At 73.5% G+C, this 24,665-nt stretch carries 24 protein-coding genes; 16 read left to right on the top strand and 8 right to left on the bottom strand.

Annotated features, from left to right (window positions below):
* The first annotated feature begins 11 nt into the window (after window positions 1–11).
* Both DER29_RS10075 and DER29_RS10070 read left to right on the top strand, forming a co-directional pair.
* A complete protein-coding gene (locus tag DER29_RS10075) occupies window positions 12–1,100 on the top strand; it encodes an iron ABC transporter permease (RefSeq protein WP_121397109.1) in 1,089 nt (362 codons plus the stop codon).
* Window positions 1,101–1,144: 44 nt separating this feature from the next.
* Window positions 1,145–1,945 (top strand): ABC transporter ATP-binding protein, encoded by an 801-nt coding sequence (locus DER29_RS10070; RefSeq protein WP_121399124.1) that lies wholly within the window; start codon window positions 1,145–1,147, stop codon window positions 1,943–1,945.
* 128 nt (window positions 1,946–2,073) lie between these two features.
* On the opposite strand, the gene DER29_RS10065 is transcribed toward DER29_RS10070, so the two are convergent.
* The 4 genes from DER29_RS10065 to DER29_RS10050 all read right to left on the bottom strand — a co-directional run bounded on the left by DER29_RS10065 (window position 2,074) and on the right by DER29_RS10050 (window position 6,826).
* Window positions 2,074–2,835, bottom strand: coding sequence for a VOC family protein (locus tag DER29_RS10065; protein ID WP_121397108.1), 762 nt, complete (start codon window positions 2,833–2,835; stop codon window positions 2,074–2,076).
* 95 nt (window positions 2,836–2,930) lie between these two features.
* A complete protein-coding gene (locus DER29_RS10060; protein WP_121397107.1) occupies window positions 2,931–3,668 on the bottom strand; it encodes an ABC transporter permease in 738 nt (245 codons plus the stop codon).
* A 15-nt stretch (window positions 3,669–3,683) separates the two neighbouring features.
* The gene (locus DER29_RS36065; protein ID WP_121397106.1) at window positions 3,684–4,604 is read right to left on the bottom strand and encodes an ABC transporter ATP-binding protein; all 921 of its coding nucleotides are present in this window, start codon (window positions 4,602–4,604) and stop codon (window positions 3,684–3,686) included.
* Between the two features lie 59 nt (window positions 4,605–4,663).
* Complete coding sequence (locus tag DER29_RS10050) at window positions 4,664–6,826, bottom strand: AAA family ATPase (RefSeq protein ID WP_121397105.1); 2,163 nt, start codon at window positions 6,824–6,826, stop codon at window positions 4,664–4,666.
* Window positions 6,827–7,046: 220 nt separating this feature from the next.
* Between DER29_RS10050 and DER29_RS10045 the strand changes: the two genes are divergently transcribed.
* The 3 genes from DER29_RS10045 to DER29_RS10035 are packed head-to-tail and all read left to right on the top strand — an operon-like array spanning window position 7,047 to window position 9,834.
* Window positions 7,047–7,631, top strand: a complete 585-nt coding sequence (locus DER29_RS10045) for a helix-turn-helix transcriptional regulator (RefSeq protein ID WP_121397104.1) — start codon at window positions 7,047–7,049, stop codon at window positions 7,629–7,631.
* Between the two features lie 40 nt (window positions 7,632–7,671).
* The gene (locus DER29_RS10040; protein WP_121397103.1) at window positions 7,672–8,949 is read left to right on the top strand and encodes an MFS transporter; all 1,278 of its coding nucleotides are present in this window, start codon (window positions 7,672–7,674) and stop codon (window positions 8,947–8,949) included.
* A 33-nt stretch (window positions 8,950–8,982) separates the two neighbouring features.
* Window positions 8,983–9,834 (top strand): menaquinone biosynthetic enzyme MqnA/MqnD family protein, encoded by an 852-nt coding sequence (locus DER29_RS10035; protein WP_121397102.1) that lies wholly within the window; start codon window positions 8,983–8,985, stop codon window positions 9,832–9,834.
* A gap of 27 nt (window positions 9,835–9,861) precedes the next feature.
* Here DER29_RS10035 and DER29_RS10030 read toward each other — a convergent pair whose 3' ends face one another.
* Both DER29_RS10030 and DER29_RS10025 read right to left on the bottom strand, forming a co-directional pair.
* Window positions 9,862–10,803 carry a hypothetical protein gene (locus DER29_RS10030; protein ID WP_121397101.1) on the bottom strand — a complete coding sequence of 314 codons (942 nt, stop codon included), beginning with the start codon at window positions 10,801–10,803 and terminating at the stop codon, window positions 9,862–9,864.
* On the bottom strand, window positions 10,803–11,759 hold the full coding sequence (locus tag DER29_RS10025) for a hypothetical protein (protein ID WP_121397100.1): 957 nt from the start codon (window positions 11,757–11,759) through the stop codon (window positions 10,803–10,805). Before DER29_RS10025 ends, DER29_RS10030 begins: the two co-directional genes overlap by 1 nt.
* A gap of 359 nt (window positions 11,760–12,118) precedes the next feature.
* Here DER29_RS10025 and paaA point away from each other — a divergent pair, with 359 nt between their 5' ends.
* From paaA to paaE, 5 genes are all read left to right on the top strand, one after another.
* Complete coding sequence (gene paaA / locus DER29_RS10020) at window positions 12,119–13,186, top strand: 1,2-phenylacetyl-CoA epoxidase subunit PaaA (RefSeq protein ID WP_121397099.1); 1,068 nt, start codon at window positions 12,119–12,121, stop codon at window positions 13,184–13,186.
* Entirely contained in the window at window positions 13,183–13,503 is a 321-nt protein-coding gene (paaB, locus tag DER29_RS10015; protein WP_121397098.1) for a 1,2-phenylacetyl-CoA epoxidase subunit PaaB, read from the top strand. Before paaA ends, paaB begins: the two co-directional genes overlap by 4 nt.
* A 76-nt stretch (window positions 13,504–13,579) precedes the next feature.
* Window positions 13,580–14,305 carry a 1,2-phenylacetyl-CoA epoxidase subunit PaaC gene (paaC, locus tag DER29_RS10010; RefSeq protein ID WP_121397097.1) on the top strand — a complete coding sequence of 242 codons (726 nt, stop codon included), beginning with the start codon at window positions 13,580–13,582 and terminating at the stop codon, window positions 14,303–14,305.
* A 55-nt stretch (window positions 14,306–14,360) separates the two neighbouring features.
* Entirely contained in the window at window positions 14,361–14,834 is a 474-nt protein-coding gene (gene paaD, locus DER29_RS10005; RefSeq protein ID WP_121397096.1) for a 1,2-phenylacetyl-CoA epoxidase subunit PaaD, read from the top strand.
* Entirely contained in the window at window positions 14,831–15,940 is a 1,110-nt protein-coding gene (paaE, locus tag DER29_RS10000; protein ID WP_121397095.1) for a 1,2-phenylacetyl-CoA epoxidase subunit PaaE, read from the top strand. Before paaD ends, paaE begins: the two co-directional genes overlap by 4 nt.
* Before the next feature lie 91 nt (window positions 15,941–16,031).
* Here the strand turns inward: paaE and DER29_RS09995 are convergent, their stop codons facing one another.
* Window positions 16,032–16,796 carry an N-acetylmuramoyl-L-alanine amidase gene (locus DER29_RS09995; protein ID WP_233599703.1) on the bottom strand — a complete coding sequence of 255 codons (765 nt, stop codon included), beginning with the start codon at window positions 16,794–16,796 and terminating at the stop codon, window positions 16,032–16,034.
* Window positions 16,796–16,966: a hypothetical protein gene (locus DER29_RS34480; protein ID WP_199729206.1), complete on the bottom strand. Its 171-nt coding sequence runs from the start codon at window positions 16,964–16,966 to the stop codon at window positions 16,796–16,798. Before DER29_RS34480 ends, DER29_RS09995 begins: the two co-directional genes overlap by 1 nt.
* A 211-nt stretch (window positions 16,967–17,177) precedes the next feature.
* Here DER29_RS34480 and DER29_RS09990 point away from each other — a divergent pair, with 211 nt between their 5' ends.
* The 6 genes from DER29_RS09990 (at window position 17,178) to DER29_RS09965 (ending at window position 24,540) form a co-directional block, all read left to right on the top strand.
* On the top strand, window positions 17,178–19,025 hold the full coding sequence (locus DER29_RS09990) for an FG-GAP-like repeat-containing protein (RefSeq protein WP_121397094.1): 1,848 nt from the start codon (window positions 17,178–17,180) through the stop codon (window positions 19,023–19,025).
* A gap of 144 nt (window positions 19,026–19,169) precedes the next feature.
* Window positions 19,170–20,360: a cyclic dehypoxanthinyl futalosine synthase gene (gene mqnC / locus DER29_RS09985; protein WP_121397093.1), complete on the top strand. Its 1,191-nt coding sequence runs from the start codon at window positions 19,170–19,172 to the stop codon at window positions 20,358–20,360.
* A gap of 353 nt (window positions 20,361–20,713) precedes the next feature.
* Window positions 20,714–21,916, top strand: coding sequence for an LPXTG cell wall anchor domain-containing protein (locus DER29_RS09980; protein ID WP_121397092.1), 1,203 nt, complete (start codon window positions 20,714–20,716; stop codon window positions 21,914–21,916).
* A gap of 223 nt (window positions 21,917–22,139) precedes the next feature.
* Window positions 22,140–23,384, top strand: coding sequence for a cell wall anchor protein (locus DER29_RS09975; RefSeq protein WP_121397091.1), 1,245 nt, complete (start codon window positions 22,140–22,142; stop codon window positions 23,382–23,384).
* Between the two features lie 149 nt (window positions 23,385–23,533).
* Window positions 23,534–24,244 carry a demethylmenaquinone methyltransferase gene (locus DER29_RS09970; RefSeq protein WP_121397090.1) on the top strand — a complete coding sequence of 237 codons (711 nt, stop codon included), beginning with the start codon at window positions 23,534–23,536 and terminating at the stop codon, window positions 24,242–24,244.
* A 65-nt stretch (window positions 24,245–24,309) separates the two neighbouring features.
* Window positions 24,310–24,540, top strand: coding sequence for a hypothetical protein (locus DER29_RS09965; RefSeq protein ID WP_121397089.1), 231 nt, complete (start codon window positions 24,310–24,312; stop codon window positions 24,538–24,540).
* The last annotated feature ends 125 nt before the right edge of the window (window positions 24,541–24,665 follow it).

Here is a 24,665-nt window from a genome sequence, read left to right as displayed (position 1 = left end):
GCAGTCCGCCCGTGAAGGCGCCGTCCGCCCGGCGGGCCGGGACGCTCCCCGCGTCCCGGCCCGCCGGGCTGCGGCCCCGCTGGCTCGTCGCCGGCGTCGCCGCGGTCCTCGTCGCGCTGGTGGCCGGGGTGTCCCTCGGCCCGGTCAGCCTGCCGCCGGGCAGCGTCGCGGCCGAGCTGCTCAACCTCATTCCCGGGGTACGCCTCGACAGCGGGCTGACCGAGCGGGAGATCGCCATCGTCACCGAGCTGCGGCTGCCCCGGGTGGTGCTCGGGCTGCTGGTCGGCGGGCTGCTGGCCCTGGCCGGCGGCTGCTACCAGGGCGTGTTCCGCAACCCGCTGGCCGACCCGTACCTGCTCGGGGTGGCGGCCGGGGCCGGGCTCGCGGTCACGGCCGTGATCACCCTCGGCGCCGGGGCGGGTGGCGCGCTGACCGGGCTGCCGCTCACCATCCCGCTGGCCGCGTTCGTCGGCTCGATCGGCGCGGTGGCGATGACCTACCTGCTGGGCGCCTCCGGCGGGCGCGGCCGCTCCACGGCCACGCTGATCCTCGCCGGGGTGGCCGTCTCCGCGTTCCTCTCGGCCGGGCAGACCTACCTGCTGCAACGCAACTCCGACAGCATCCAGCAGGTCTACTCCTGGCTGCTCGGGCGGCTCGCCACCGCCGGCTGGCACGACGTGCGGCTGGTGCTCCCGTACTTCCTGCTCACCGCCCTGGTGGTGCTGCTGCACCGGCGGGAGCTCGACGTGCTCTCCGTCGGCGACGACGAGGCCGCGAGCCTCGGGCTGCACCCGCAGCGGTCCCGCTACCTGCTCATCGCCGCCGCCTCGCTCGGCACCGCCGCCGCCGTCTCCGCGTCCGGCCTCATCGGCTTCGTCGGGATCATCGTGCCGCACACCGTCCGGCTGCTCGCCGGGTCGAGCTACCGGGTGATCCTGCCGCTGTCGCTGCTCTTCGGCGGCGCCTTCCTGGCCCTGACCGACGTGGTGGCCCGTACCGCCGCCGCCCCGTCGGAGATCCCGATCGGCGTGGTCACCGCGCTGCTCGGCGGCCCGTTCTTCGTCCTGGTGCTGCGTACCTCCCGCCGGGTGCTCGGGTGAGCGCGCGGCGCGTGCCGGCCGCGCGGCCGGCGGACGGTGGGGCCGTGCGGACCCCCGACGCGGCCACCGTGCCCGCCGTCGAGGTGCGCGACCTGCACGTGCGCCTGGACGGCACGCCGATCCTGGCCGGCGTCGACCTGACCGTGGCCCCCGGCGAGTGGGTCACCGTGATCGGCCCGAACGGCGCCGGGAAGTCGACCCTGCTGCGCGCCGTCGGCGGCCTGCTGCCCGCGCCGGGCGCCGTCTCCCTCTTCGGTACGCCGAGCGAGGCGCTGCGCCGCCGCGACCGCGCCCGGGTGGTCGCCACCGTGGCCCAGTCCCCGGTCGTGCCGGCCGGCATGTCGGTGTTCGACTACGTGCTGCTGGGCCGCACCCCCTACATCGCGCCGCTGGGCCGGGAGTCCGCCGCCGACCTGGCCGCCGCCCACGAGGTGCTCGACGGGCTGGACCTGGCCGGGTTCCACGACCGGGAGCTGGCCACCCTCTCCGGCGGCGAGCGGCAGCGGGTCTTCCTGGCCCGCGCGCTGGCCCAGGGCGCGACCCTGCTGCTGCTGGACGAGCCCATCAGCGCCCTGGACATCGGCCACCAGCAGGAGGTGCTGGAGCTGGTCGACCGGCTACGCCGCGAGCACGGCCTGACGGTGCTCGCCACCATGCACGACCTCTCGATCGCCGGCGAGTACGCCGACCGCATGGTGCTGCTGGCCGACGGCCGGGTGGTGGCCGCCGGCACCCCCCGCGAGGTGCTCACCGAGCAACTCCTCGCCACCTGGTACCGCGCCACGGTCCGCGTCATCGACGGCGACCACGGCCCCCTGGTGGTCCCGGTCCGCCCCCACCACTGACCCGCCCCGCCGCCCCGCCCCCCGCGCCCCTCCTTTCCGCGTCGATCATGCAGTTGTGGTGCCCCGCGAAAGGGGCGGGTGGGCGCGAAACGCCCACCCGAACTGCTCGATCGACGGGGTGGAGGGGCTCAGGGGCGGGTGAGGATGTTGAAGAGGGCGCCGTGGGGGTCGCGGAGGGCGGCGTAGCGGCCCGCCGGGGTGGTCTGGGGCGGGACCAGGATGGTGCCGCCGAGTTCGGCGGCGCGGGCGGCGGCCGCGTCGGCGTCGGCCACGGCGAAGTACACCGACCAGTACGCGGGCGTGTCCGCGGGGAACCCGTCGCCGAGCGGTGGCACCATGCCGGCCACGATCCGGGTGCCGAGCCGCCAGCCGGTGTACGTGACCGGGCCCGCCCGCTGGTCGTCCGGGTGCCAGCCGAAGACCAGCTCGTAGAAGACCTTCGCGCCCTCCGGGTCGGGGGTGACCAGCTCGGTCCAGGTCAGCGCACCCGGGACGTCGAAGACCTCGGCCCCGGGCATCGACATCGGCTGCCAGACGCTGAACGTCGCACCGGCCGGGTCGGCGAAGACCGCCATCCGCCCCTGGTCGAAGACCTCGAACGGGGGCACCACGACCTGCCCGCCGGCCCGCTCGACCCGGCCGGCGACCAGGTCCGCGTCGTCGGTCGCCAGGTACGTCGACCAGATCGGCACCTGGTCGGGGACGGCCGGCGGACCCGCGCCCGCCACCGTCCGCCCGCCGAGCAGGAAGACCGTGTAGCCGCCCGCCTCGGGCTGCGGGTCGATCCGACCGGTCCAACCGAACAGCTCGGGATAGAACCGGCGCGCCTCGGCGAGGCCCGGGGTGGCGAGGTCGGCCCAGCAGGGTGTGCCCGGCGGGACGGTGCTCACGTCGACCCCTCTCGGCGGGGGACGGCCACGCCGGCACGCCCCTGCCGGAATCGTGGCACCGACCCGCCGCGCCCCGGGGCGGATCCGAGGAAACGTCAGCTGAACCGTCGACCCTCGTCGCGCCGGTACGCCCACCCGGCCAGCAGCGCCAGCAGCACCACCCAGACCCCGAGCATGACCATCGACAGCGGGTTGACCGGGTAGTCGCCGACCGCCGCCCACATCAGCTCCACCGCGCCCCGGGTCGGCAGGAACGGCGCGACGGCCTCGACGAATCCGGGCGCCTGGTCCGGTGCGGAGAGCAGCCCGCCCCCGAAGGCGAGCGGGAAGAAGACGACCTGCGCCACCACGATCGCCGCCTTGCTCGGCATCGAGTAGCCGATGGCGAGACCCAGCAACGTGAACGGCACCGAGATCACCGTGACGATCGCCAGGGCCAGCAGGAACGCCGGTGCGCTGATCCGCGCCTCGGTGAGCGCCGCCCCGATCGCCACCACCGGGACCAGGGAGAGGTAGGTGAGTGCCAGCCCGGCCAGCACCCGTCCGGCGAAGCGCGGCGCCGGGCCGGCCGGCAGGGTTCGCGTGTACGGGTTCCAGGGCTGGTCGCGGTCCTCGGCGACCCCGACGCCGTACTGGAAGATGTTCGCGCTCATCACCGAGAAGGTGACCATGGCGGCGGTGGCGTAGGTGGCGCCGACCGGGTCCTTCCCGGCGAACGGCACCACGAAGAAGAGCATCGCGACGGCCGGGAAGAAGGCGCTGCCGACGACGGCGACCGGGATGCGGACCGTCTCCAGGAGCTGGTAGCGGGCGTGGACGAGGGCGAGGCGCATGGGTGATCCGTTCCCTCAGGCGGTGGCGGGCGGGCCGGCCACGTCGGCCGTCGGACGGCCGGCTTCCGAGCCCGGCGCAGCCGTGATGGCGAGGAACGCCTCCTCCAGCGAGGTGGGGCGGACCTCCAGGTCGGCGAACGCGACCCCGGCGGTGACCAGGGCCCGCACCAGCTCGTCGGCGTCGGTGGTGAGCAGGTGCGTGCGGCCGTCGACCCGCTCGGTGCGGACCACGCCGGGCAGCGCGGGCAGGCCGTCGGCGACCAGGCTGACCCGGCGTACGCCGACGATCCCCCGGACCGCCTCCACCGTGTCGTCGGCCAGCACCCGGCCGTGCCCGATGACCACCACCCGCCGGGCCAGCGCCTCGACCTCCTCCAGGTAGTGGCTGCTCAGCAGCACGGTGCCGCCGTCGTCGTGGAACGCCCGGATCGCCTCCCACAGGGTGTGCCGCGCCGCGACGTCCAGGCCGGTGGTCGGCTCGTCGAGCAGCACCAGCCGGGGTCGGCCGACGAAGGCGAGTGCCACCGCGAGCCGGCGGCGCTGCCCGCCGGAGAGGCCGCCGGTCTGCCGCCGGGCCAGCTCGCCCAGGCCGAAGCGGTCGAGCAGCTCGCCCCGGGGGACCGGGTCGGGGTGGTGGGCGGCGACGAAGTCCACCACCTCGCCGACCCGCAGCGTGCCGGGCAGGCCCGTCTCCTGCGGGGTGACCCCGATCTGCCGCCGGCTGGCCGGGTCGCGCGGGTCGCCGCCGAACAGCTCGACCCGGCCGGCGGTGGGCCGGCGCAGCCCGACGAGCAGGTTCAGCAGGGTGCTCTTGCCCGCCCCGTTGGGGCCGAGCAGGCCGACCAACTCGCCAGCGGAGACCTCCAGGTCGACCCGGTCGAGGGCGAGCACGTCGCCGTAGCGGCGGCTGACCGCCTCGGCGCGGGCCAGGATCACGGGGCGCTCGTCGTGGCTGTCACGGACACCTGTCTACCTTCCCGGCGCAAGTCGCCGGGTCACCCGAGCGGCGCGGGCAGCGGCCGGGCGTGCAGCACGGCGAGGCGGGAGACCGCCCGGGTGAGCACCACGTAGAGCCGGTGCAGGCCGCGCGGCTCGGCGGCCACGATCGCCGCCGGCTCGACGACGATGACGTGGTCGTACTCCAGGCCCTTGACCAGGGTCGCGGGCACCACCGTGACGCGCGCCGCGGCGGCCGCCTCGTCGATGGTCGCGGTGTCGACGCCGGCGGCGTCCAGCGCCGCCCGCAGCCCGCCGACCGCGTCGTCGGCGGCGATCACCGCCACCGAGCCGTCGAACGCCAGCGCCGCGCGCACCTCGGCCACCGTCGCGGCGACCAGGTCGTCGACGGTACGCACGTCGAGCGCGCCGTCGCGGCGCAGCGACTCGGCCGGGGGCACGTCGACGGCGAGCGCCGGCAGCAGCCGGTTGGCGAACGCGACCACGGCGGCGGGCACCCGGAACCCGACCGTCAGCGGGACCACGACGGCGTCCGGCTTGCCGAGGTGGCGCAGGGACTCCCGCCAGTCGGCGGCGGCCCACGGGGCGGTGCCCTGGGCCAGGTCGCCGAGGAGGGTGATCGACCCGTGTTCGCTGCGCCGGGCGATCACCCGGCACTGCATCGGGGAGAGGTCCTGGGCCTCGTCGACGACGACGTGCCCGAAGCCGCCCGGCCGTTCGATCAGCCCGGCCGCCTCGTCGATCAGCACGGCGTCGGCCGCCGTCCACTTCGTGGCCTTCGGCGTGCGCCCGAGCTTCGTGCCGGCCGGGCCCGGCCGCCGCGCCGGGGCGGGCGTGGTGCCGGCCACCGCCGTCGGGCCGGGCCCGGGGTCCGGGACGACGAGCCCGCGCAGCCGCGCCTGCTCCTCGGCGTCGAGCAGCCCGTCCGCCGCCGCCGCGAGCCGCTGCGGGTCGGTGAGCAGGGCGTGCACCAGCCCCTCCGGGGTGAGCGCCGGCCAGACCGCGTCGAGGAAGGCGGTGACCGGCGTGGCCTTGCCCATCCGGCGCAACCAGGCGTCGCTCGGGGACTCGGCGCGCCGCGCCTCGGCCTGCCGTTGCAGCAGCGCCACCACCCGGGCCCGGACGCGCTCGCGCCCCGTGGCGTACGGCAGGCGCTCCCGGCGGGTCTCCTGGACCACCCGGTGCAGCGGGTCCAGCCCGATCCGCCAGCGGAACGAGCCGTCCGACACCATGATCGGCTCGGTCGGCTCGCCGATGTGCGCGTCGACCGCCCGGCGCAGCACCTCGGCCATCCGGGCGTCGTGCTTGATCGCGGCCACCGCCGGGTCCTCGACGGCCCGCACCGGCACCCGGCCGACCAGGTCCTCCACGGTGGCCTGCTCGACCTCCACCTCGCCGAGCGCCGGCAGCACCGCCGCGATGTACGACAGGAAGGCCCGGTTCGGCCCCACGATCAGCACGCCGGAGCGGCGCAGCCGTTCCCGGTGCAGGTAGAGCAGGTACGCGGCCCGGTGCAGGCCGACGGCCGTCTTGCCGGTGCCCGGGGCGCCCTGCACGCAGATCGAGTCGGCGAGGTCGGCCCGGACCAGTTCGTCCTGCTCGGGCTGGATGGTGGCGACGATGTCGCGCATCGGCCCGACGCGCGGCCGTTCGATCTCGGCGGTGAGGATCCGGCTGGTCGTGCCCAGTTCCTCGCCCCGGTCGAGGCGCTCGTCCTCGAAGCTGGTCAGTGCCCCGTTGCTGAACCCGAAGCGGCGCCGTACGGCCACGCCCTGCGGGTCGCGGGCGCTGGCCCGGTAGAACGACCGGGAGACCGGGGCCCGCCAGTCCAGCACCAGCGGTTCGCCCCGGTCGTCGGTGACGTGCCGCCGGCCGACGTGGTAGCGCCGCCCGGCGTGGTCCGCGTGCCACCCGTCGGTTCCGTCGCCGGGCGGGGCCCCGGTCGCCGGGCCGAAGTCGAGGCGGCCGAAGAAGAGCGGCGTGGTGGGGTCGTCGGCGAGTTCGGCCACCCGGCGGGCCAGGGTGCGCCCGAGCGTCTCGGCCGCGTACGCGTCGCCGGCCACCTGGTCGCCGGTGGAGAAGAGGGCCTGGGCGCGTTCCCGCATCTGGGCCAGGGCGGCCCGGGAGGTGGCGAGGTGCTCGCGCTCGGCGGCGAGGTCGGCATCGAGGTCGAGGTCGATTGCGGTCACGGTGGATCCCATCGGGTCATCTGCCGGTCGCTCGCGTGTCCGGCGGGCGGATGGGCCGGCCCCCGGCGCGGGACGTCCGATGCGGTGGTCACCTCACCCTGGCCGTCAAGCGACCTGACAGCCTACGCGCCGCGCGCGCGACGCTCCACCGGATTTCGACCGTGGCGCCGCCGCCTCCGGTGCCGGTCCACCGGCGACCCACGGCGGGCGGGCGACCAGGAATCATGGACGCATGACGGAGGCGCGTCCCGAACAGCGCCGGATCACGATCAGCGACCCGCAGGTGATGCGGGCGCTGGCCCATCCGGCCCGAATCGCGATCATGGAACACCTGGGCGTGGTGGAAGGCGGCGCGACCGCCACCGAGTGCGCGGAGGTCGCCGGGCTGTCGCCGAGCGCGACGAGCTACCACCTCCGGGCGCTGGCGAAGTCGGGCCTGGTGGAGCAGGCCCCGAGCCGGGGGGACGCGCGCGAGCGGCTGTGGCGCACGGTCGGCCGGGGCCTGATGGTCGACGCGGGGCAGTCCGCCGGCCCGGAGACGCGCGCGGCCGAGCAGGCGCTGGTGGAGGCGCACGCGGCCCGGGACATGGAGCGGACCCGGGACTGGCTGCGCCGGGCCGACGGCGAGTCCGCCGAGTGGTACGACGTCGCGCTGTTCAGCGACACGCTGCTGCTGCTCACCGCCGACGAGCTGGCCGGGCTGAACGAGGCGGTGAGCGCGCTGTTCGAGCCGTACCGGCAGCGGAACCGGCAGGCGGATCCGCCGGCCGGGGCGCGGACGGTGGCGGTGCAGTACCGGGCGGTGCCGCTGGCGTAGGGGGTTGCTCCGACCAGTTGTGAAGGATTATTTTCGAAGTATGTCCTTCACAACTGACGGGTCGCGCTGGTCCGACGTCTGGCTCGCGGCCACCGCACGCGGCACCTCGATGTGCGGTGACTTCCTCGCCGCCACCGCCCTGGCGCTCGCCCTCCAGACCGCCGGCGCCAGCGGCCTCGCCGTGTCCGGACTGCTGTTGGCGGCCACCCTGCCGCTGGTGGTGCTCGCCCCGCTCACCGGGCGGCTCGCCGACCGGGTGGACAGCCGGACGCTGCTGGTCACCGCCGGCCTGGGGCAGGCCGCCGTCTGCGCCCTGCTCGCCTTCGCCGACCACCCGGCCCTGATCATCGGGCTCGTCGCGCTGCTCGCCTGCGGGCTGGCCGTCACCCAGCCCTGCCTGGCTGCGCTGCTGCCAGCGATGGTGCGCCCCGCCGACCTGCCCCGGGCGAGCGCGATCAGCCAGACGGCCAGCAGCCTGGGCGCGCTCGGCGGCCCGGTGCTCGCCGGGCTGCTGGTCGGGCAGTTCGGCGCGCGCGTACCCCTGCTCATCGACGCCGTGAGCTACCTCGCGCTGGTGGCCGCGGGTCTGCTGCTGCGCACCCGCAGGGGCGGCGGGCGGGCCACGGCCGCGCCCGCCTCCGGGACGGAACGGGCCCCGGCGTGGCGGCTGCGCAGCGACCCGCTGCTGCTGGCCGTCGTCCTCAGCACGGCCGCGGTCATCACGGCCGTCGGCGGCATCAACGTGGTCGAGGTCTTCTTCATCCGGGAGACCCTCGACGGCTCGCCCACGGTGTACGGACTGGTCGGCGCCGCCTGGATGGCGGGGATGCTGCCCGGCAGCTGGCTCTGCGCCCGGCTGGCCCGCCGGCTCACCGACGACGGCGCCCTGGTGTACGGGGTGCTGGTGACGCTCGGCGGAATCTGCCTGACGGTGGTCGTCGCCGCCGCCGTGCCCACGGCCGCGCTGCTGGTCCCGCTCTGGCTGATGGCGGGCGCGGCGAACGGCGGGGAGAACGTCTTCGCCAACCTGCTCACCGCCCGGCGGGTGCCGGAGGCGTCGCGCGGCCGGGCGTACGCCCTCTACGGCGCAGCGGTGCAGGGCGGCTCGATGGGGGGCTACCTCATCGGTGGCGCCCTGCTGGCGCTGCTGGCGCCGCGACCCCTGATCGCGGCGGCCGGCGCGGTCGGCCTGCTGGTCGTCGTGGCCTTCGTGCCGGCCGTCGCCCGGTCCGTCCGGCGGGTCCGAGCGGCCGGCACCCCCGGCGACGCCGCTGAGCCGGCGGATGCGGGGTTGGCCACTCCCAGCCCGGCCCACTGAGCCACCGGACGGTGGCGGGGATACGGTCGGGGCATGGCTGAGCACGTCGCACGCCCCCGGGTCGGGCACATCCAGTTCCTGAACTGCCTGCCGATCTACTGGGGGCTGATGCGCTCCGGTGCCCTCATCGACGTCGACCTGCACAAGGACTCGCCGGACCGGCTCAGCGCCGCCCTGGTCGCCGGTGACCTGGACATCGGCCCGATCTCCCAGGTGGAGTACCTCCGCCACGCCGACGAGCTGCTGCTCCTGCCCGACCTGGCGGTCGGCAGCGACGGCCCGGTGCTCTCCGTCAACGTCGTCTCCACCCGCCCGCTGGCCGAGCTCGGCCACGGCAAGGTGGCGCTCGGCTCGACCTCGCGGACGGGCGTGCTGCTGGCCCAGTTGCTGCTCGGCGAGCGGTACGGGGTGAACCCCGAGTACTTCCGCTGCCCGCCCGACCTGACCCAGATGCTGCTGGAGGCGGACGCCGGGGTGCTGATCGGCGACGTGGCGCTGCGTGCCCTCTACGAGGCGCCGAAGCGTGGGCTGGAGGTCACCGACCTCGGGCAGGCGTGGCGGGAGTGGACGGGCCTGCCGATGGTCTTCGCCGTCTGGGCGGTACGCCGCGACTTCGCCGCCGCCCACCCGGGCCTGGTCAAGGAGGTGCACGAGGCGTTCCTGCGCTCCCGGGACCTCTGCCTGGCCGAACTGGACCAGGTGGCCGAGGCGGCCGCGCGCTGGGAGCCGTTCGACGCGGCGACCCTGGCGACGTACTTCCGGGCGCTGGACTTCTCCCTCGGCGAGCGCCAAGTGGCCGGTCTGCGCGAGTTCGCGCGTCGCGCCGCCGCCATCGACGCCGCCCCGCCCCTGCCCGCCTCCGGCCCCGCCTTCTTCATGGGCTGACCCGCTGGCCGACCGGAGGCGGCGGGTCTAGGTGGTGGGGCGGAGGAGGGCTTCGGTGATCTTCTGGCAGTTCTTCATGCCGTACTCGTAGCCCTTGCCGATGGGGTAGCGGACCATCACGCCCATCGTCCAGGTGTCGCCGATGGCGAGGCAGTTGATGTGCATCTCCTGCTCGCGCGTACGGTCGATCCAGCCGTTCTTGATGGCGATGGTCTTGCGCTCCGCGGCCGGGAACGCCTTGCGGATGCCGAAGTCACCGGCGCCCCGGACCAGCCGCATCTCGTCGATCAGCCACTTGGTCCACTCGGGTCCGGCGGCGCGGCCGTCGGCGATGCAGGCGCCCATCCGGGCGGTGTCCCGGGGCGAGAGGGCGGTACGGCTCCAGCCGCCGTCCGGGGCGACCTTGCTGTCCGTCAGGTCGCACAGGGAGATCAGCCGCTTGATCGAGGCGGACCGGCCGACGGTGTTGTAGAACTGCTCGGCCCGGGTGTTGTCGCTGTCCCGAATGATCTTCGTGGCGTCGGCGAGTCTGGCGTCGCTCGGGGTCTGGCCGGCGACGTCTGCCCGGCGCAGGTAGTCGGCGACGATCCAGGCCTTGATCAGCGACGCGGTGGTGCTGGTCTCGTCCATGTTGTCCGAGCCGGCGATCTCGCCGCTGCGGCGGTCGAGGACGCTCCAGGAGTACCAGCCCTCGATGTCCAGGTCGAGGTCCTTCGCCTGGAACGGCAGCGGCTCCGGCGTGGGGCTCGGCGACGGCGACGGCCGCGAGCTGCGGTCGCCCGGGGCTCCCGTGGCGCGTTCGGCGGGGCCGGCGGGGGCGCCCCACTCGGCGGCGGCGCGGGACTCGAACGGCGAGCCCGGCAGCAGCCGCAGCGAGACGAGCACCAGGCCGATGAGGACCACCGCGATGGCGATCAGCTTGCCGGGGGAGGCGTCGGCGGGCTCGGCTGCCCGGCGCTGTCGCGCCATCAGAGCTTCCCGGCGGGCTGCTGCGGCACCTTGAGGGCGGCGCCCGGCTGCGGGGTGACGAGCTGGCTGGCGACCGAGGCGCAGACCTGCGCGCCGTAGTTCAGCCCGCTCTTCTGCGGGTAGCGGAGCATCACCGCGAGGCTCCATTTGTCGGTTACCGCGAGGCAGTTCACGTGCCAGTTGCCGTCGTAGTTGAGCGGGGTCCAGCCGTTCTTCATGCCGACCGGGCCCTGGCTGAGGATCGACTGGGGGAGGCCGTCGATGATGCCCCACCGGCCGCCGCCGGAGCGGGCCTTCTGGTCCTTGGCGGCCGTGCTGCCCCTGACCTTGCTCATCTCGTCCAGCAGGAGCTTCGTCCACTTGGGGCCGGCGGCCGTGCCGTCGGCGATGCAGTCGCCGAGCCGGACGGCGTCGCGCGGGGACATCCGGGTGAAGCTCCACCAGCCCACGTAGCCGGGCACGTTGCCCGGCTTGGTGTCGGTGAGCTCGCAGGTGCTGACCATCCGCTTGATCGTCGCGGCCCGGCCCACCGCGCCGTAGAGGGCGTTGGCGGCGTCGTCGTTGCTGTCCCGGATGGCGGTGGTGATCTGCTTCTTGCGCTCGGCCGGCAGCGGCTTGTCGCCGAGCTGGCGGAGGTAGTCCGCCGCGAACCAGGCCTTGATCATCGATTCGGTGGAGCTGGTCGAGGCCAGGTTCTTCGACCCGGAGATCTCGCCGGTCTCCCGGTCCATCAGGGCCCACGAGAAGAACTCGCCCTTGAAGTCCACCGCGACCGGGCCGGCGGCCAGGGTCGGCGGCGGGGGTGGGGTGGGCGCGGGGGCCGCGACGCTCCCGCCGCCGCTTCCACCGCTCGCGGCGTCGTCGCCGGCGAGTCGGGCGTACGCGGCCGGAACGAGCAGGCCGCCACCGAGGAGGACCGCCACGACGGCGAGCACCAGGGTCACGCGGGATCGCATGAGTGGATGAGCTCCAGATGTCAGGCCGGGGGGACCGGCTGGTTGTCGGACGGATCGGCGGCTCGCCGGGGGCCGGGGGATCCGCCCTCCGTGTTTCTCGGGCGATCGTCGGCAGCCGATCGGTGTGACGGGGGAAGTCTACGTGCGGTTCGGCGGCGCGCCAGAACCCGACACCTGGCAACTTGCCATGTAGGCGGGATATCGAGCCGCTATGCGGCTGTTGAGAGGATTCACCTTTCCATAGTGACCCAAGTCATAGTTTGCCCGGCTGCCGGAGTCTCCGCCCCGTCCCGAAAGTGTCTCCGGAAACCTGTTACACCCTCTGGTGTCCCGAGAGGCGAGCTGTAACACTTGACCCCATGTATGGCAACGACTTCTCCGCCGACGACGCGCCCGGCGGCGGCCTGCTCGGCGAGGTCGAGGCGGCGGAGGCGGCCCTGCGGGAGGCCGCCGCACGTGGCCGCCGGGGCGGCGCCCCCGGCCCGGACGAGGATCTCGAGGCGTACTTCGCCGAGGTCATCGACGCCGACCAGAAGATCGAGCCGCGCGACTGGATGCCCGAGGCGTACCGCAAGACGCTGATCCGGCAGATCGCGCAGCACGCCCACTCCGAGATCATCGGTATGCAGCCGGAGGGCAACTGGATCAGCCGCGCCCCCTCGCTCAAGCGCAAGGCGATCCTGCTGGCCAAGGTCCAGGACGAGGCCGGCCACGGCCTCTACCTCTACGCCGCCGCCGAGACCCTCGGGATCAGCCGCGACGAGCTGGTCGAGCTGCTGCTGAACGGTCGGCAGAAGTACAGCTCGATCTTCAACTACCCCACCCTGACCTGGGCCGACGTGGGCGCGATCGGCTGGCTGGTGGACGGGGCCGCTATCGTCAACCAGGTCCCGCTCTGCCGCTGCTCCTACGGGCCGTACGCGCGGGCCATGATCCGGGTCTGCAAGGAGGAGTCGTTCCACCAGCGGCAGGGCTACGAGATCCTGCACACGCTGGCGCACGGCACGCCCGAGCAGAAGGCGATGGCGCAGGACGCCCTCGACCGCTGGTGGTACCCGTCGCTGGCGATGTTCGGCCCGCCGGACACCGACTCCACCCACTCGGCGCAGTCCATGGCCTGGAAGATCAAGCGCTTCTCCAACGACGAGCTGCGCCAGCGCTTCGTGGACATGTGCGTGCAGCAGGCCGAGATCCTCGGCCTGACCATCCCGGATCCTGACCTGCGCTGGAACGAGTCCCGGCAGTCGTACGACTTCACCCAGCCCGACTACGACGAGCTGATGCGGGTGATCAAGGGCAACGGCCCGTGCAACCGGCAGCGGATGGAGCACCGCCGCCGCGCCCATGACGGCGGCGCCTGGGTGCGTGAGGCCGCCGCGGCGTACGCCGCCAAGCGGGTGGAGAAGAAGGAGAAGGTAGCGGCGTGAGCGAGCGCAGCGAGCGAACGGACCAGCGCGGCGTGAGCGGTCCTTCGCCCTTGTGGGAGGTCTTCGTGCGGGCTCGGCGCGGGCTGTCGCACACCCACGTCGGCAGCCTGCACGCCCCCGACGCCGAGCTGGCCCTGCGCAACGCGCGGGACCTCTACACCCGCCGCCAGGAGGGCGTCTCCATCTGGGTGGTGCCGGCGGGCGCGATCACCGCGTCCAGCCCCGACGAGAAGGACGCCTTCTTCGACCCGGCGGCCGACAAGGTCTACCGCCATCCCACCTTCTACGACGTGCCGGACGGGGTGGCCCACCTGTGAGCGAGCGCAGCGAGCGAACCATTCGGCTCAGCACCGGGGCGCGTCGCGCTGCCGCCGAGCGGAGCGAGGTGGCGGCGTGAACGGCCCCTTCGACTTCGCCCTCGCCCTCGGCGACGACGCGCTCGTCGCGGCGCAGCGGCTGGCCGAGTGGACCACCCGCGCGCCGGAGATGGAGGAGGACATCGCGCTGGCCAACATCGCCCTCGACCAGCTCGGCGCGGCCCGGCTCCTGCTGTCGTACGCGGGTGAGCTGGAGGGCGCCGGCCGGGACGAGGACGCACTGGCGTTCCTCCGCGACGACCGCGAGTTCCGCAACTGCCTGCTGGTGGAGCTGCCCAACGGTGACTTCGCGGTCACCATGGCGAAGCTGCTCTTCCTCGCGGCCTACCAGCTCCCGCTCTACACCGCGCTGGCCGGGTGCGCCGACGAGCGGCTGGCCGCCATCGGGGCCAAGGCCCGCAAGGAGTCGGCCTACCATCTCGACCACGCCTCGCTGTGGGTGCGGCGGCTCGGCGACGGCACCGAGGAGTCGCGCCGGCGCATGCAGGCGGCCGTCGACCAGGTCTGGCCGTACGTGCACGAGCTGTTCGCCCCCGACCCGGCGGCGCCGGTCGACCCGGCCACCCTGCGGGCCGACTTCGACGCCACCGTCGCCGCCGTCCTCGACGAGGCCACGCTGTCCCGGCCGGAGTCCGGCTGGGCGCCGGCCGGCGGGCGGGACGGCGTGCACACCGAGCACCTGTCCTACCTGCTCGCCGAGATGCAGGTGCTGCACCGCGCCCACCCCGGAGCCAACTGGTGAGCGCGTGGAGTGCGGCGCAGCGGAGCCCTGCGGTCGTGAACGGAAGGCCAGAGCGGTGACTCCGCGGGAGGCCGTGGCGGCGGTGGTGGACCCTGAGATCCGGGTGGTCACCATCGACGACCTCGGCATCCTGCGGGCGGTCGACGAGGACCCGGCCACCGGCCGGGTGGTCGTGACCATCACCCCCACCTACACCGGCTGCCCGGCGATGGACGTGATCCGCGCCGACATCCGGCGGGCGCTGGCCGCCGCCGGTCGTCCCGACGCCGACGTGCGGACCGTCTACAGCCCGGCGTGGAGCACCGACTGGATCTCCGACGCCGGCCGGGCCAAGCTAGCCGCCGCCGGCATCGCCCCGCCGGCGCCCGTGCGCGCCGACAACGTGGTGCCGCTGACCCTCGCCGTCCGCTGCCCGCGCTGCGGCTCGCCCGAGACCGAGCAGGTCAGCCGCTTCGGCTCGACCGCGTGCAAGGCGCTCTGGCGCTGCCGTTCCTGCCGTGAACCCTTCGACCACCTGAAGGCGCTGTGACTGTCACCATCACCCGCCCGGTCCGTCGCCGGCCGGTCTTCCACCCGCTGTGCGTCGCCGCCGTCGACCGGCTCACCGACGACGCCGTGGCGGTCACCTTCGCCGTGCCGGAGGAGCTGCGGGAGACGTTCGCGTTCTCCGCCGGTCAGCACCTCACCGTCCGCCGCCCCGGCGCCGCCGGTGAGGACGTGCGGCGGTCGTACTCCATCTGCTCCACGCCCGACGACCTGGCCCGGCACGGCCGATTGCGGATCGGCGTGCGGGAGATCCCCGGCGGCGCGTTCTCCGCCTTCGCCTGCGGCGCGCTGCGCGGCGGCGACACGATCGAGGTGCTGCCGCCGCTCGGGCACTTCACCACGGCCCTCGCGCCGGACCGGGCCCGCCACTACGGCGCGGTGGTCGCCGGCTCGGGCATCACCCCGGTGCTCGCGCTGGTCGCGACGGCGCTCGCCGTCGAGCCGGCCAGCACGTTCACGCTGGTGTACGGCAACCGCACGGCGAACACGGTGATGTTCGCCGAGGAACTGGCCGACCTGAAGGACCGGTGGCCGACGCGGCTGCACCTGGTGCACGTGCTCTCCCGGGAGCAGGGCGAGTCGCCGCTGCTCTCCGGCCGGATCGACGCCGACCGGCTGGGCCGGCTGCTGGACACCGTCGTGCCCGGCGACACCGTCGACGAGTGGTTCCTCTGCGGCCCGTACGACATGGTGGTGGACGCCCGGGAGGTGCTCGCCGCGCGCGGCGTGCCGGAGTCGGCGGTGCACACGGAGCTGTTCCACGTCGCCGAGGCCCCGGCCCCGCCGCGACGCCCGGCCGACGAGCCGGGGGGCGGCGCGGAGGTGACCATCCTGCTGGACGGCCGGTCGTCGAGCTTCACGATGCGGCGCGACGAGCGGGTGCTGGACGCGGCGCTGAAGGTGCGCGGCGAGCTGCCCTACGCCTGCAAGGGCGGGGTCTGCTCGACCTGCAAGGCCAAGGTGGTCGACGGCGCGGTCACGATGGCCCGCAACTACGCGCTGGAGCCGGACGAGGTGGCCGCCGGCTACGTCCTCACCTGCCAGTCCAGCCCGACCACCGACCGGCTCACGGTCGACTACGACGCCTGACCGGTCTGCCCGCCGTCCGGCGGGGCGGAACCGGGTCGGCGGGCTCGACGCCGGCACCGCGTCGGACCCGCCGACCCCCACACTCCCGTGCTCAGCTCGGGGCCTTGACCTGGCCGTCGTACGCGATGCTGCGCCACAGGTCGAACTGGCGGTCGTTTCCGACCAGCGGGTTGCCGGCCAGCGCGACGGCGGCGTGCACCTCCTCGTCGTTGCGCAGCTGGCGGAAGTAGCCGGGGCCGACGAGGGCGATGCCGCGGCCGGGTGACTGGATCAGCTTCATGTCGTTCTCCGTGAGGTCGAGGGGCGGGTTGCCGGTGAGCTGGCGGGCCACGTCGGCGCGCATCGAGTCCAGGTCGATGAACGACGGGTCGATCTTGCCGCTGGTGCTGGTCTCCCGGTGGCCCCGGGCGTGGCTGGCGTCCCGGCCGAGCCGCCGCAGCACGGCGGCGGTGGCGAGCACCGAGGCGCTGTACTGGGCGCCGGTCATGGCCTGGTTGACCCCGTTGTAGTCGATCTCCCAACCGATCATCAGGGTGTTGCCGTCGCCGGCCGGGATGGGGCCGCTGCCGCGGCTGACGCCGGCGTGGTTGGCCCGCCCGCCGGAGATGACGTGGAAGACGCCGTGGTGGTCGACCAGGGCCTGGCAGAGCGGGCCGGGCAGGTCGGACCGGCCGTTGATGCAGATGTGCAGGGCGGGGTGCGGATTGCCGGCGCTGGAGGTGGCGGCGGTGTGGTGCCAGAGCACGCCGATCGGGTTGAACGAGCTGCCGGCCACCCGGCCGAGCCAGTTGCCGTGCTCGACCACCGTGACGCCGGCGGCGCGGAGCACGTCGGCGAGCCAGGGGATGGTGGCCATCAGGCCGCCGTCAGGTCGGCGAGGCACTCCGGCGCCCGGGGCGTCGTCGCCGCCCGCGCCGGTCGGCCCGCCGTCGCGACGGCCAGCGCGGCGGCGCCGAGCGGTACGAGGCCCAGCAGCACCCGGCGACGTAGGGGAGGACGGGTGGGGGAAGGCGCTCTGAGAATCATCCACGAATGTTAATGGTTCGATCGGCGCGTCGGGGAGGGCCGGATCGCGGCGGTCGAGCGGGGCGGTGCGGCGACCGCCCAACATCTATATTCCAGTCCGTCACTGGCAGGTGACGCGGCCGGCCGGTGCGCCCCGGGCGGACCGGCGGGTCGAGATGGCCGGCGCCACAACGCGGGCGGCCGGCCGCCGTGCCCGAGGAATGGAGTGTCGATGGATCAGCAGATACGACGACGGCGAAGAGCCCTCGTCATCGGTGTCGCTGCCGCGTTGACGGCAGGGGCCGTCGCAGGTGCGCCGGCCCGGGCGGTAAGCGGGGGCAGCCCGGTCACGGACAGCGCGTACGCCTTCGCGGCGAAGGTCAGCTTCGGCGAGTTGGGTGCCTGCTCCGGGGCGCTGGTCGCGCCCCAGTGGGTGTTGACGGCCCATTCGTGCCTTCCCCCCGGTGCGGGCCCGCGCTCGACTGCGAGCGCGCCCGCGTGGCCCACCACGGTCACCGTGGGCCGGCTGGACCTGACCACGAACGACGGCCGGGTGCAGCGTGCCAACCTCGTGGTGTCGCACCCGGATCGGAACCTCGCGCTGCTCCGGCTCACGCTGCCGGTGGTCGGCGTCACCCCGGTCGCGCTCGCCACCGGGGCACCCGTGCCGGGCGAGACGTTGCAGGCGCTCGGTTTCGGCCGTACCGCCACCGAGTGGGTGCCCGACAAGCTGCACGGTGTGCCGGTCACGGTCGGCACCGTCTCGGCCACCTCGGTCGCGATCAGCAACGGGCAGGGTGGGCCGACCACCTGCAAGGGTGACGCCGGAGGGCCGGCGGTGCGGGTGGTGAACGGAAGTCCCGAGCTGGTTGCCGTACATGCCACCTCCTGGCAGGGTGGTTGCCTCGCCGAGACGGAGACCCGGCGGGACGCCACCGAGACCCGCACCGACGACCTGGCCGGCTGGATCCGTCAGAACACGCCCAACAACTGCAGTGCCGGTGGCGCGAGTCACGGCCCGGCAGACCAGGCAGGTGTCGTGATCCTGGGCGACTGGACCGGCGACTGCCGCACCGACGGGCTCGCCCAACTCGCCGACGGCCGGCTGCGGGCCTACGCTTCGAGCGGGGACCTCTCGGGCACCGCCCCGCTCTTCCCGTCGCCCTACCGCTACGTGGGGACGAACTGGGGCGGGGCGAACCGGCCGCGGGCGCTCACCGGGGACTTCACCGGGGACGGCCGGGCGGACATCATCGCGCAGAGCGGCGACGGCACTCTGACCGCCTGGGAGTCGACCGGCGACCTCTCCGCCGACTACCGGCTCTTCGCCGGGGCTTCCGCGATCGTCGGCACCGGCTTCAGCATCGGCTCGATCCCCCGGCTCATCCCGGGCGACTTCAACGGCGACGGCCGCACCGACCTTCTCGGTCAACTGTCCAACGGCACGCTACGGGTCTGGACGTCAACGGGCGATCTCTCCGCCGACTCCCGGCTGTTCGCCGGGGCGACGAGAGATGTCGGCACCGGTTTCACCACCACGGAGGTGCCGCGGATCCTGACCGGCGACTTCAACGGCGACGGGCGGACCGATCTGATCGCCCAGCACGCCGACGGCACCATGAAGGGCTACCCGTCCAGCGGGAATCTCTCCATGGACATGAGGCTCTTCCCGACGACGCTCGTGGCGAAGGTGGTCGGCACCGGTTGGCGGAGTTCCTCGATTCCTCGGATTCTGCCGGCCGACTTCGACGGTGACGGCACCACCGACCTGGTCGCCCAGCTCGCGGACGGACGGCTGCGGGCGTACCGGTCGTCTGGGGCGATGACCGGCGAGGGGCTGCTGTTCTCCGGGCCCTACCCGTACGTGGGCACGAACTGGGGCACGACGAACCGGCCCCGCATCCTGGTCGGGGACGTCACCGGCGACGGCCGCACCGACCTGATCGGCCAGGACTCCGCCGGCGTCATGCTCGGCTTCCAGTCGACCGGGGACCTGAGCGCCGACTTCAAGCTCTACGCCACCAGCACCAGTGCCGTGGGCAGCGGCTGGACGCCCAGCAGCATCCCGCGCGTCTTCTGACCGGAGGGTGCGGCGTCGTCCGTCGTCGGACGGGCGGCGCCGCACCACCGGCGAGGGTGAACACCGTCACACCCGACGGGCCGCCGGGCGGGCCGTTCGGCGGCCATCGGCCGGCTGCCTGGGCGGGCGACGTAGGCTCGGGGGGTGAGTGTGAGCCGGGAGATCGACGACATCCTGCAGCGTGGCGCGGACGGCGGGCGGATCACGCCCGAGGAGGCCCTGCTGCTCTACACCGAGGCGCCGTTGCACGCCCTGGGCGAGGCCGCCGACGCGGTGCGCCGACGGCGCTACCCGGACAACGTCGTCACGTACCTGATCGACCGCAACATCAACTACACGAACGTCTGCGTGACGGCGTGCAAGTTCTGCGCGTTCTACCGGGCCCCGAAGCACCGGGAGGGCTGGACCCACCCGACCGAGGAGATCCTGCGCCGCTGCGGCGAGGCGGTCGAGCTGGGCGCCACCCAGGTCATGCTCCAGGGCGGGCACCACCCGGACTACGGCGTGGAGTACTACGAGGAGCTGTTCTCCTCGGTCAAGAAGGCCTACCCGCAGCTGGCGATCCACTCGATCGGCCCCAGCGAGATCCTGCACATGGCCAAGGTCTCCGGCGTCAGCCTCGACGAGGCCATCGCCCGGATCAAGGCGGCCGGGCTGGACTCGATCGCCGGCGCCGGCGCGGAGATGCTGCCCGCCCGCCCCCGGAAGGCGATCGCGCCGCTGAAGGAGTCGGGCGAGCGCTGGCTGGAGGTCATGGAGCTGGCGCACCGGCAGGGTGTCGAGTCGACCGCCACCATGATGATGGGCACCGGCGAGACCGCCGCCGAGCGGATCGAGCACCTGCGGATGATCCGCGACGTGCAGGACCGCACGAGGGGCTTCCGGGCGTTCATCCCGTGGACGTACCAGCCGGAGAACAACCACCTCAAGGGCCGGACCCAGGCCACCACCCTGGAGTACCTGCGACTGGTCGCGGTCGCCCGGCTCTTCTTCGAGACGGTGCCGCACCTCCAGGCGTCCTGGCTGACCACCGGCAAGGACGTCGGGCAGCTCGCCCTGCACATGGGCGTGGACGACCTCGGGTCGATCATGCTGGAGGAGAACGTCATCTCCTCCGCCGGCGCGCGGCACCGCTCCAACCTGCACGAGCTGATCGGCATGATCCGCTCGGCGGACCGGATCCCCGCCCAGCGCGACACTCTCTACAACCGACTGGCCGTGCACCACACCCCGGCCGACGACCCGACCGACGAGCGGGTCGTCTCGCACTTCTCCTCGATCGCCATGCCGGGCGGCGGCGCCGGGAAGTCCCTGCCGCTGGTCGACGCCCGCTGAGCGGGGCGTCCGCAGCCATCCGCAATACCCAGACACCCCACCGTCGCCCGGCGGTGGGGTGTCGCCGTACGTCGGCCGCTGTGTGGATCGTCAGCGTACGGAGCGTGACCGTGAATGGCTTCGCCGGCTAACCGATCGGGTGAATTCCCGGGGGCCGTTGATCTCAATTAAGTTGCCATTCGGAGCCGGCTGCGACGTGGCCGGGCCAGCAAGACATATCAATCCGGGCATTCCTTAAGTGATTCTTAGCCGCACTGTTCAACACGCCCGACCTGGGGGGTGGCGAGCGTGATCGCTTACCGCTAACGTCCGCGGCCGTACCTTTCCTTCACCCCAACGGGGGGAACCTTTCCATGATCTTCCGTAACCGCTCGCTGGCGCGTATCGGCGCCGGCGCGCTGCTCGCCTCCGGCGCGTTGACCGCTCTCGGTAGCCCGGCCCACGCCTCGGGCACGGAGACGGACCTCGCGATCGACGTGGCCGGCACGCGGGTCGCCGCCAACGCGCAGGGCAAGCTGGCCTACGCCAAGGTGACCAACCTCGGCAAGAACACCCCGAGCGAGCTGGCCGTGCGGGTGGACGTGTCCAAGGTCGACTTCGACAAGGTCATCGCCTGGCCGGCCGTCGAGGACGGCTGCGACGTGGAGGGCACCGACGAGAAGCCGACCGCCTTCGTCTGCTACGCGACGGAGAAGGGCCTGCCGGGCCCGGGCGAGACCACCGACCTGCCGGTCGTCCTGTTCAAGAACGAGGTGAAGGGCACCTACCAGGCCCCCCTCTCCTTCAAGCTCGTCTCGAAGGACGACACCAACGCGGCGAACAACACCAAGACCGCCACGCTGGACCTCTCGGACGCCAGCGGGCCGGACCTCTCGGTCGTCGCCGAGGACGTCAAGCAGGCCGTGAAGGTCGTCGACGGCAATCCGGTCTACTCCGGCGACCTGCACGCGGGCGGCCGGTCGGCGCTGACCTACTTCATCAGCAACCAGGGTGACGTGGCCGCCGCCGGTCTCAAGATCAGCGTCAAGCTGCCGAAGGGCGTGACCCCGACCGAGGTGGAGCCGAGCTGCGAGTACGCGGCCGACAAGTCCACCTTCACCTGCACCTACGCCAACTTCGGCCTGATCCCGCAGGACGAGGACACCAACGACGACGACAAGCTCTACTCGGCCTACGGCTTCTACCACCTGTTCGACGTGGCGGCGGACGTGAAGCCGGGCGCCCTCAAGGGCGGCCTGGTCAGCGTCGAGCCGGTCGGCACCGCGCCCAGCCGGATGCGGGCGACTGCGACCCTGCCGCAGAACGTCACCGGCCTGCAGGCCACCGATGTGGACGCCACCGACAACTCCGACGGCTACGCGGTGATCGTCGCGGCCAAGGGCGGCGCGGGCGGCGGCGGTGACGACGACGGCGGCCTGCCGGTCACCGGCGCGCAGACCACCCTGATCGGCGGCATCGGCGCGGTGGTCCTGGTCGCGGGCGCGGCCATGTTCATGGTGGCGCGGCGTCGCCGGGTCGTCCTGGTGACCCCGGGCGACGAGAAGCCGACGGCCTGACGGTCGTCCTCCACCGACCCGCGAGGGTCGTTCACATAACGCACGGCAGCGGGGGCGGGATGGGTGACCATCCCGCCCCCGCTGTGCGTGGGGCCCGTCCGTCCGACCCGGTCGGCCGGACGGATGAAACACGATCTCCCTGCTGGCGTGCCGCATCGACCTTCGATAGCGTCCGCCCGGGTTCCGCAACCATCCGTTTCTTCCCTAACCCCCCGGGGGACCGATGACCCTGTTCCATCGCTCGGCCCTGGCCCGCGCCGGTGCCGTGGCACTCCTCGCGGCGGGTGGTCTGACCACCGTCGCCGTTCCCGCCCAGGCCGCCGACGGGCCGGACCTCGCCGTGATCCCGATCAGCACCCAGCTCGCGAAGGGTGTCGACGCGGCCCGGAGCAAGCCGTTCAAGTTCACCGTCACCAACGCCGGCACGGCCACGGCGGAGGACGTCTCGTACCGGGTGAACACCCGGCAGCTCAAGGACAAGCGCGTCGGCTTCCTGGTGCCCGAGGGGTGCCGCGCCATCGAGGCCCACCTCTACCAGTGCTCCCTCGGCGACCTGCCCGCCGGCACCAGCAAGGACTTCGGCGTTCCGCTGTTCAGCACGGGCGGCCGGGGCGACGGCGGCAAGCTGGTCGTCCACGTCGTCACCGCGACGCCCGGGGGCAAGGTTCGCGACAAGGTCGTGGTGCCGGTGACCGTCACGAAGCCCGGCTACGACCTCACCGCCTGGGTGCAGGACGTCCAGGCAGGCGTCGTGGTCAACGGCGCGGTGGCCGACGAGCCGGACCTGAAGCCGGTGCGCCGGGGCGAGACCGTCGGACTGGACTGGGCGGTCTACAACGACGGCAGCCGGCCCGCGACCGGCGTCTTCTACGGCATCACCCTCCCGCCCGGTGTGAGCTTCGTGACGCTGCCGCAGGGCTGCGTCACGCAGGTGTTCCTCGGCAAGGAGCAGGCGTTCTGCGAGGACGCCGGGGCGATCGTCCGCCGTGGGCAGTACTACACCGCCGACGTGACGGTGAAGGTGGGCGACGACGTGACCGAGCCGGTGCTGCGCGAGGGCGACCTCTTCGCGTACGGGCTGGACGTCGCCGAGGGCGAGCCGGAGGAGGAGCCGCGGGTCGCCGGCCAGGCGCAGCGGAAGGCCTTCTCCGAGATCGACATGGCAGACAACCACACGGTCTTCGAGGCCTTCGTCGACCTCTCGGCGCAGCCGAGCCCGACGCCGACGCCGACGCCGACCGTGGCGCCGACGGCGACCCCGACCGGCGGTCCCACGGCGGTCCCGACCACGACCCCGGGCGGCGGTGGCGGTGGCGGCGACGGCGGGCTGCCGGTGACCGGCGTGCAGGTCGGCCTGATCGGCGGCATCGGCGTGGCCGTGCTGCTGGCCGGCGGCGCACTGCTGCTGCTCTCCCGGCGGCGCAGGGTCGTCCTGGTGGCGCCCGGCGACGAGAAGTCGACCGACTGACGTACGACCACACAGGGGGCGGGATGGGCGACCATCCCGCCCCTTGCCTGTCCGGCCCGGCTTTCCCCGCCGCCGCCTCACGTGTGGCGTTCATGACCGGCGGTCGACCCACCCACCGCCCGGGTGGGCCGGGCTGGCAGAGTGGAGGGGTGAGCCGTACCCCGCAGGGCCAGCGCGCCAACCTGGACAAGCAGCCGCACGAGGTCGCCGCGATGTTCGACGGCGTGGCGGCTCGCTACGACCTGACCAACACCGTCCTCTCCTTCGGGCAGGACCGGTTCTGGCGCCGGGCCACCCGCACCGCGCTCGACCTGCGGCCGGGTGATCGGGTGCTCGACGTGGGTGCCGGCACCGGCGTCTCCACCGAGGAGCTGGCCCAGTCGGGCGCGTACGCGGTGGGCGCCGACCTGTCCCTCGGCATGCTGCGCGTCGGCAAGCGCACCCGTCCCCAGGTGCCGCTGCTGGCCGGGGACGCGTTGAAGCTGCCCTTCGCCGACGCCAGCTTCGACGCGGTGACCATCTCCTTCGCGTTGCGCAACGTGAACGACACCGACGCCGCCCTGCGGGAGCTGGCCCGGGTCACCCGGCCGGGCGGCCGGCTGGTGGTGTGCGAGTTCAGCACCCCGGTGAACCCGGCGTTCCGCACCGTCTACCTGTCGTACCTGATGCGTTCGCTGCCGAGCGTGGCCCGCGCCGTCTCCAGCAACCCCGACGCGTACGTCTACCTGGCGGAGTCGATCCGGGCGTGGCCCGACCAGCCGGCCCTGGCCGCGCGGATCGGCGCGGCGGGTTGGGGCCGGGTGGCCTGGCGCAACCTGACCGGCGGGATCGCGGCGCTGCACCGCGCGGTCCGCGCCTAGGCCGATTCGGGACCTTTTTCGCAAGTATCCGTTTTTGCTCCACTTTGTTCCGTAAGCTCGCCCCCATGACGGGACGACACCAGGCGGTCGGCGCGGAGGCCACCGACGACGACGCGACCGAACTCATCGCCCAGCTCAAGGAGCTGGCCGGCGCGGATCCCGCCGACGTCCGTCAGGTCGTGGCCGAGGTGCTGGCCGCCCTCGACCGCGCCGCCGGTGGCGCGCTTCGCGAGCACCTGCCGGAGACGATCCGGCACGACGCCGGCCTGGACCCGGCCGCCTCCGCCCGGCACTGAGGCCCGCCCCGGCACCCCGCCTCCGACCTCGGCCGACGTGTCCCCGGCAAGTTAGGTACCCCTGATCCGGCGTGGTCATGACGTCGGTCATAGACTCCCACCGTCTGGCTTGTGAAGCATTTCAC

The sequence above is a fragment of the Micromonospora sp. M71_S20 genome, assembly GCF_003664255.1.
In the GTDB taxonomy this organism is placed as follows: Bacteria; Actinomycetota; Actinomycetes; order Mycobacteriales; family Micromonosporaceae; genus Micromonospora.
The sequence above is the reverse complement of the archived record's forward strand: the minus strand, read 5'-3'. Positions and strand labels throughout refer to the sequence as shown.

Excerpts from the sequence above, each read along its gene's own strand:
- DER29_RS09995 (WP_233599703.1), bottom strand. The coding sequence starts at position 16,796 with ATGGCCACCATCCCCTGGCTCGCCGACGTGCTCCGCGCCGCCGGCGTC.
- DER29_RS10030 (WP_121397101.1), bottom strand. The coding sequence starts at position 10,803 with ATGGCGCGACAGCGCCGGGCAGCCGAGCCCGCCGACGCCTCCCCCGGC.
- DER29_RS09975 (WP_121397091.1), top strand. The coding sequence starts at position 22,140 with ATGACCCTGTTCCATCGCTCGGCCCTGGCCCGCGCCGGTGCCGTGGCA.
- DER29_RS09965 (WP_121397089.1), top strand. The coding sequence starts at position 24,310 with ATGACGGGACGACACCAGGCGGTCGGCGCGGAGGCCACCGACGACGAC.
- DER29_RS10025 (WP_121397100.1), bottom strand. The coding sequence starts at position 11,759 with ATGCGATCCCGCGTGACCCTGGTGCTCGCCGTCGTGGCGGTCCTCCTC.
- DER29_RS10035 (WP_121397102.1), top strand. The coding sequence starts at position 8,983 with ATGGCTGAGCACGTCGCACGCCCCCGGGTCGGGCACATCCAGTTCCTG.
- DER29_RS09990 (WP_121397094.1), top strand. The coding sequence starts at position 17,178 with ATGGATCAGCAGATACGACGACGGCGAAGAGCCCTCGTCATCGGTGTC.
- paaA (WP_121397099.1), top strand. The coding sequence starts at position 12,119 with ATGTATGGCAACGACTTCTCCGCCGACGACGCGCCCGGCGGCGGCCTG.
- DER29_RS09980 (WP_121397092.1), top strand. The coding sequence starts at position 20,714 with ATGATCTTCCGTAACCGCTCGCTGGCGCGTATCGGCGCCGGCGCGCTG.
- DER29_RS10040 (WP_121397103.1), top strand. The coding sequence starts at position 7,672 with ATGTCCTTCACAACTGACGGGTCGCGCTGGTCCGACGTCTGGCTCGCG.
- DER29_RS10050 (WP_121397105.1), bottom strand. The coding sequence starts at position 6,826 with ATGGGATCCACCGTGACCGCAATCGACCTCGACCTCGATGCCGACCTC.
- DER29_RS10060 (WP_121397107.1), bottom strand. The coding sequence starts at position 3,668 with ATGCGCCTCGCCCTCGTCCACGCCCGCTACCAGCTCCTGGAGACGGTC.
- DER29_RS10045 (WP_121397104.1), top strand. The coding sequence starts at position 7,047 with ATGACGGAGGCGCGTCCCGAACAGCGCCGGATCACGATCAGCGACCCG.
- DER29_RS34480 (WP_199729206.1), bottom strand. The coding sequence starts at position 16,966 with ATGATTCTCAGAGCGCCTTCCCCCACCCGTCCTCCCCTACGTCGCCGG.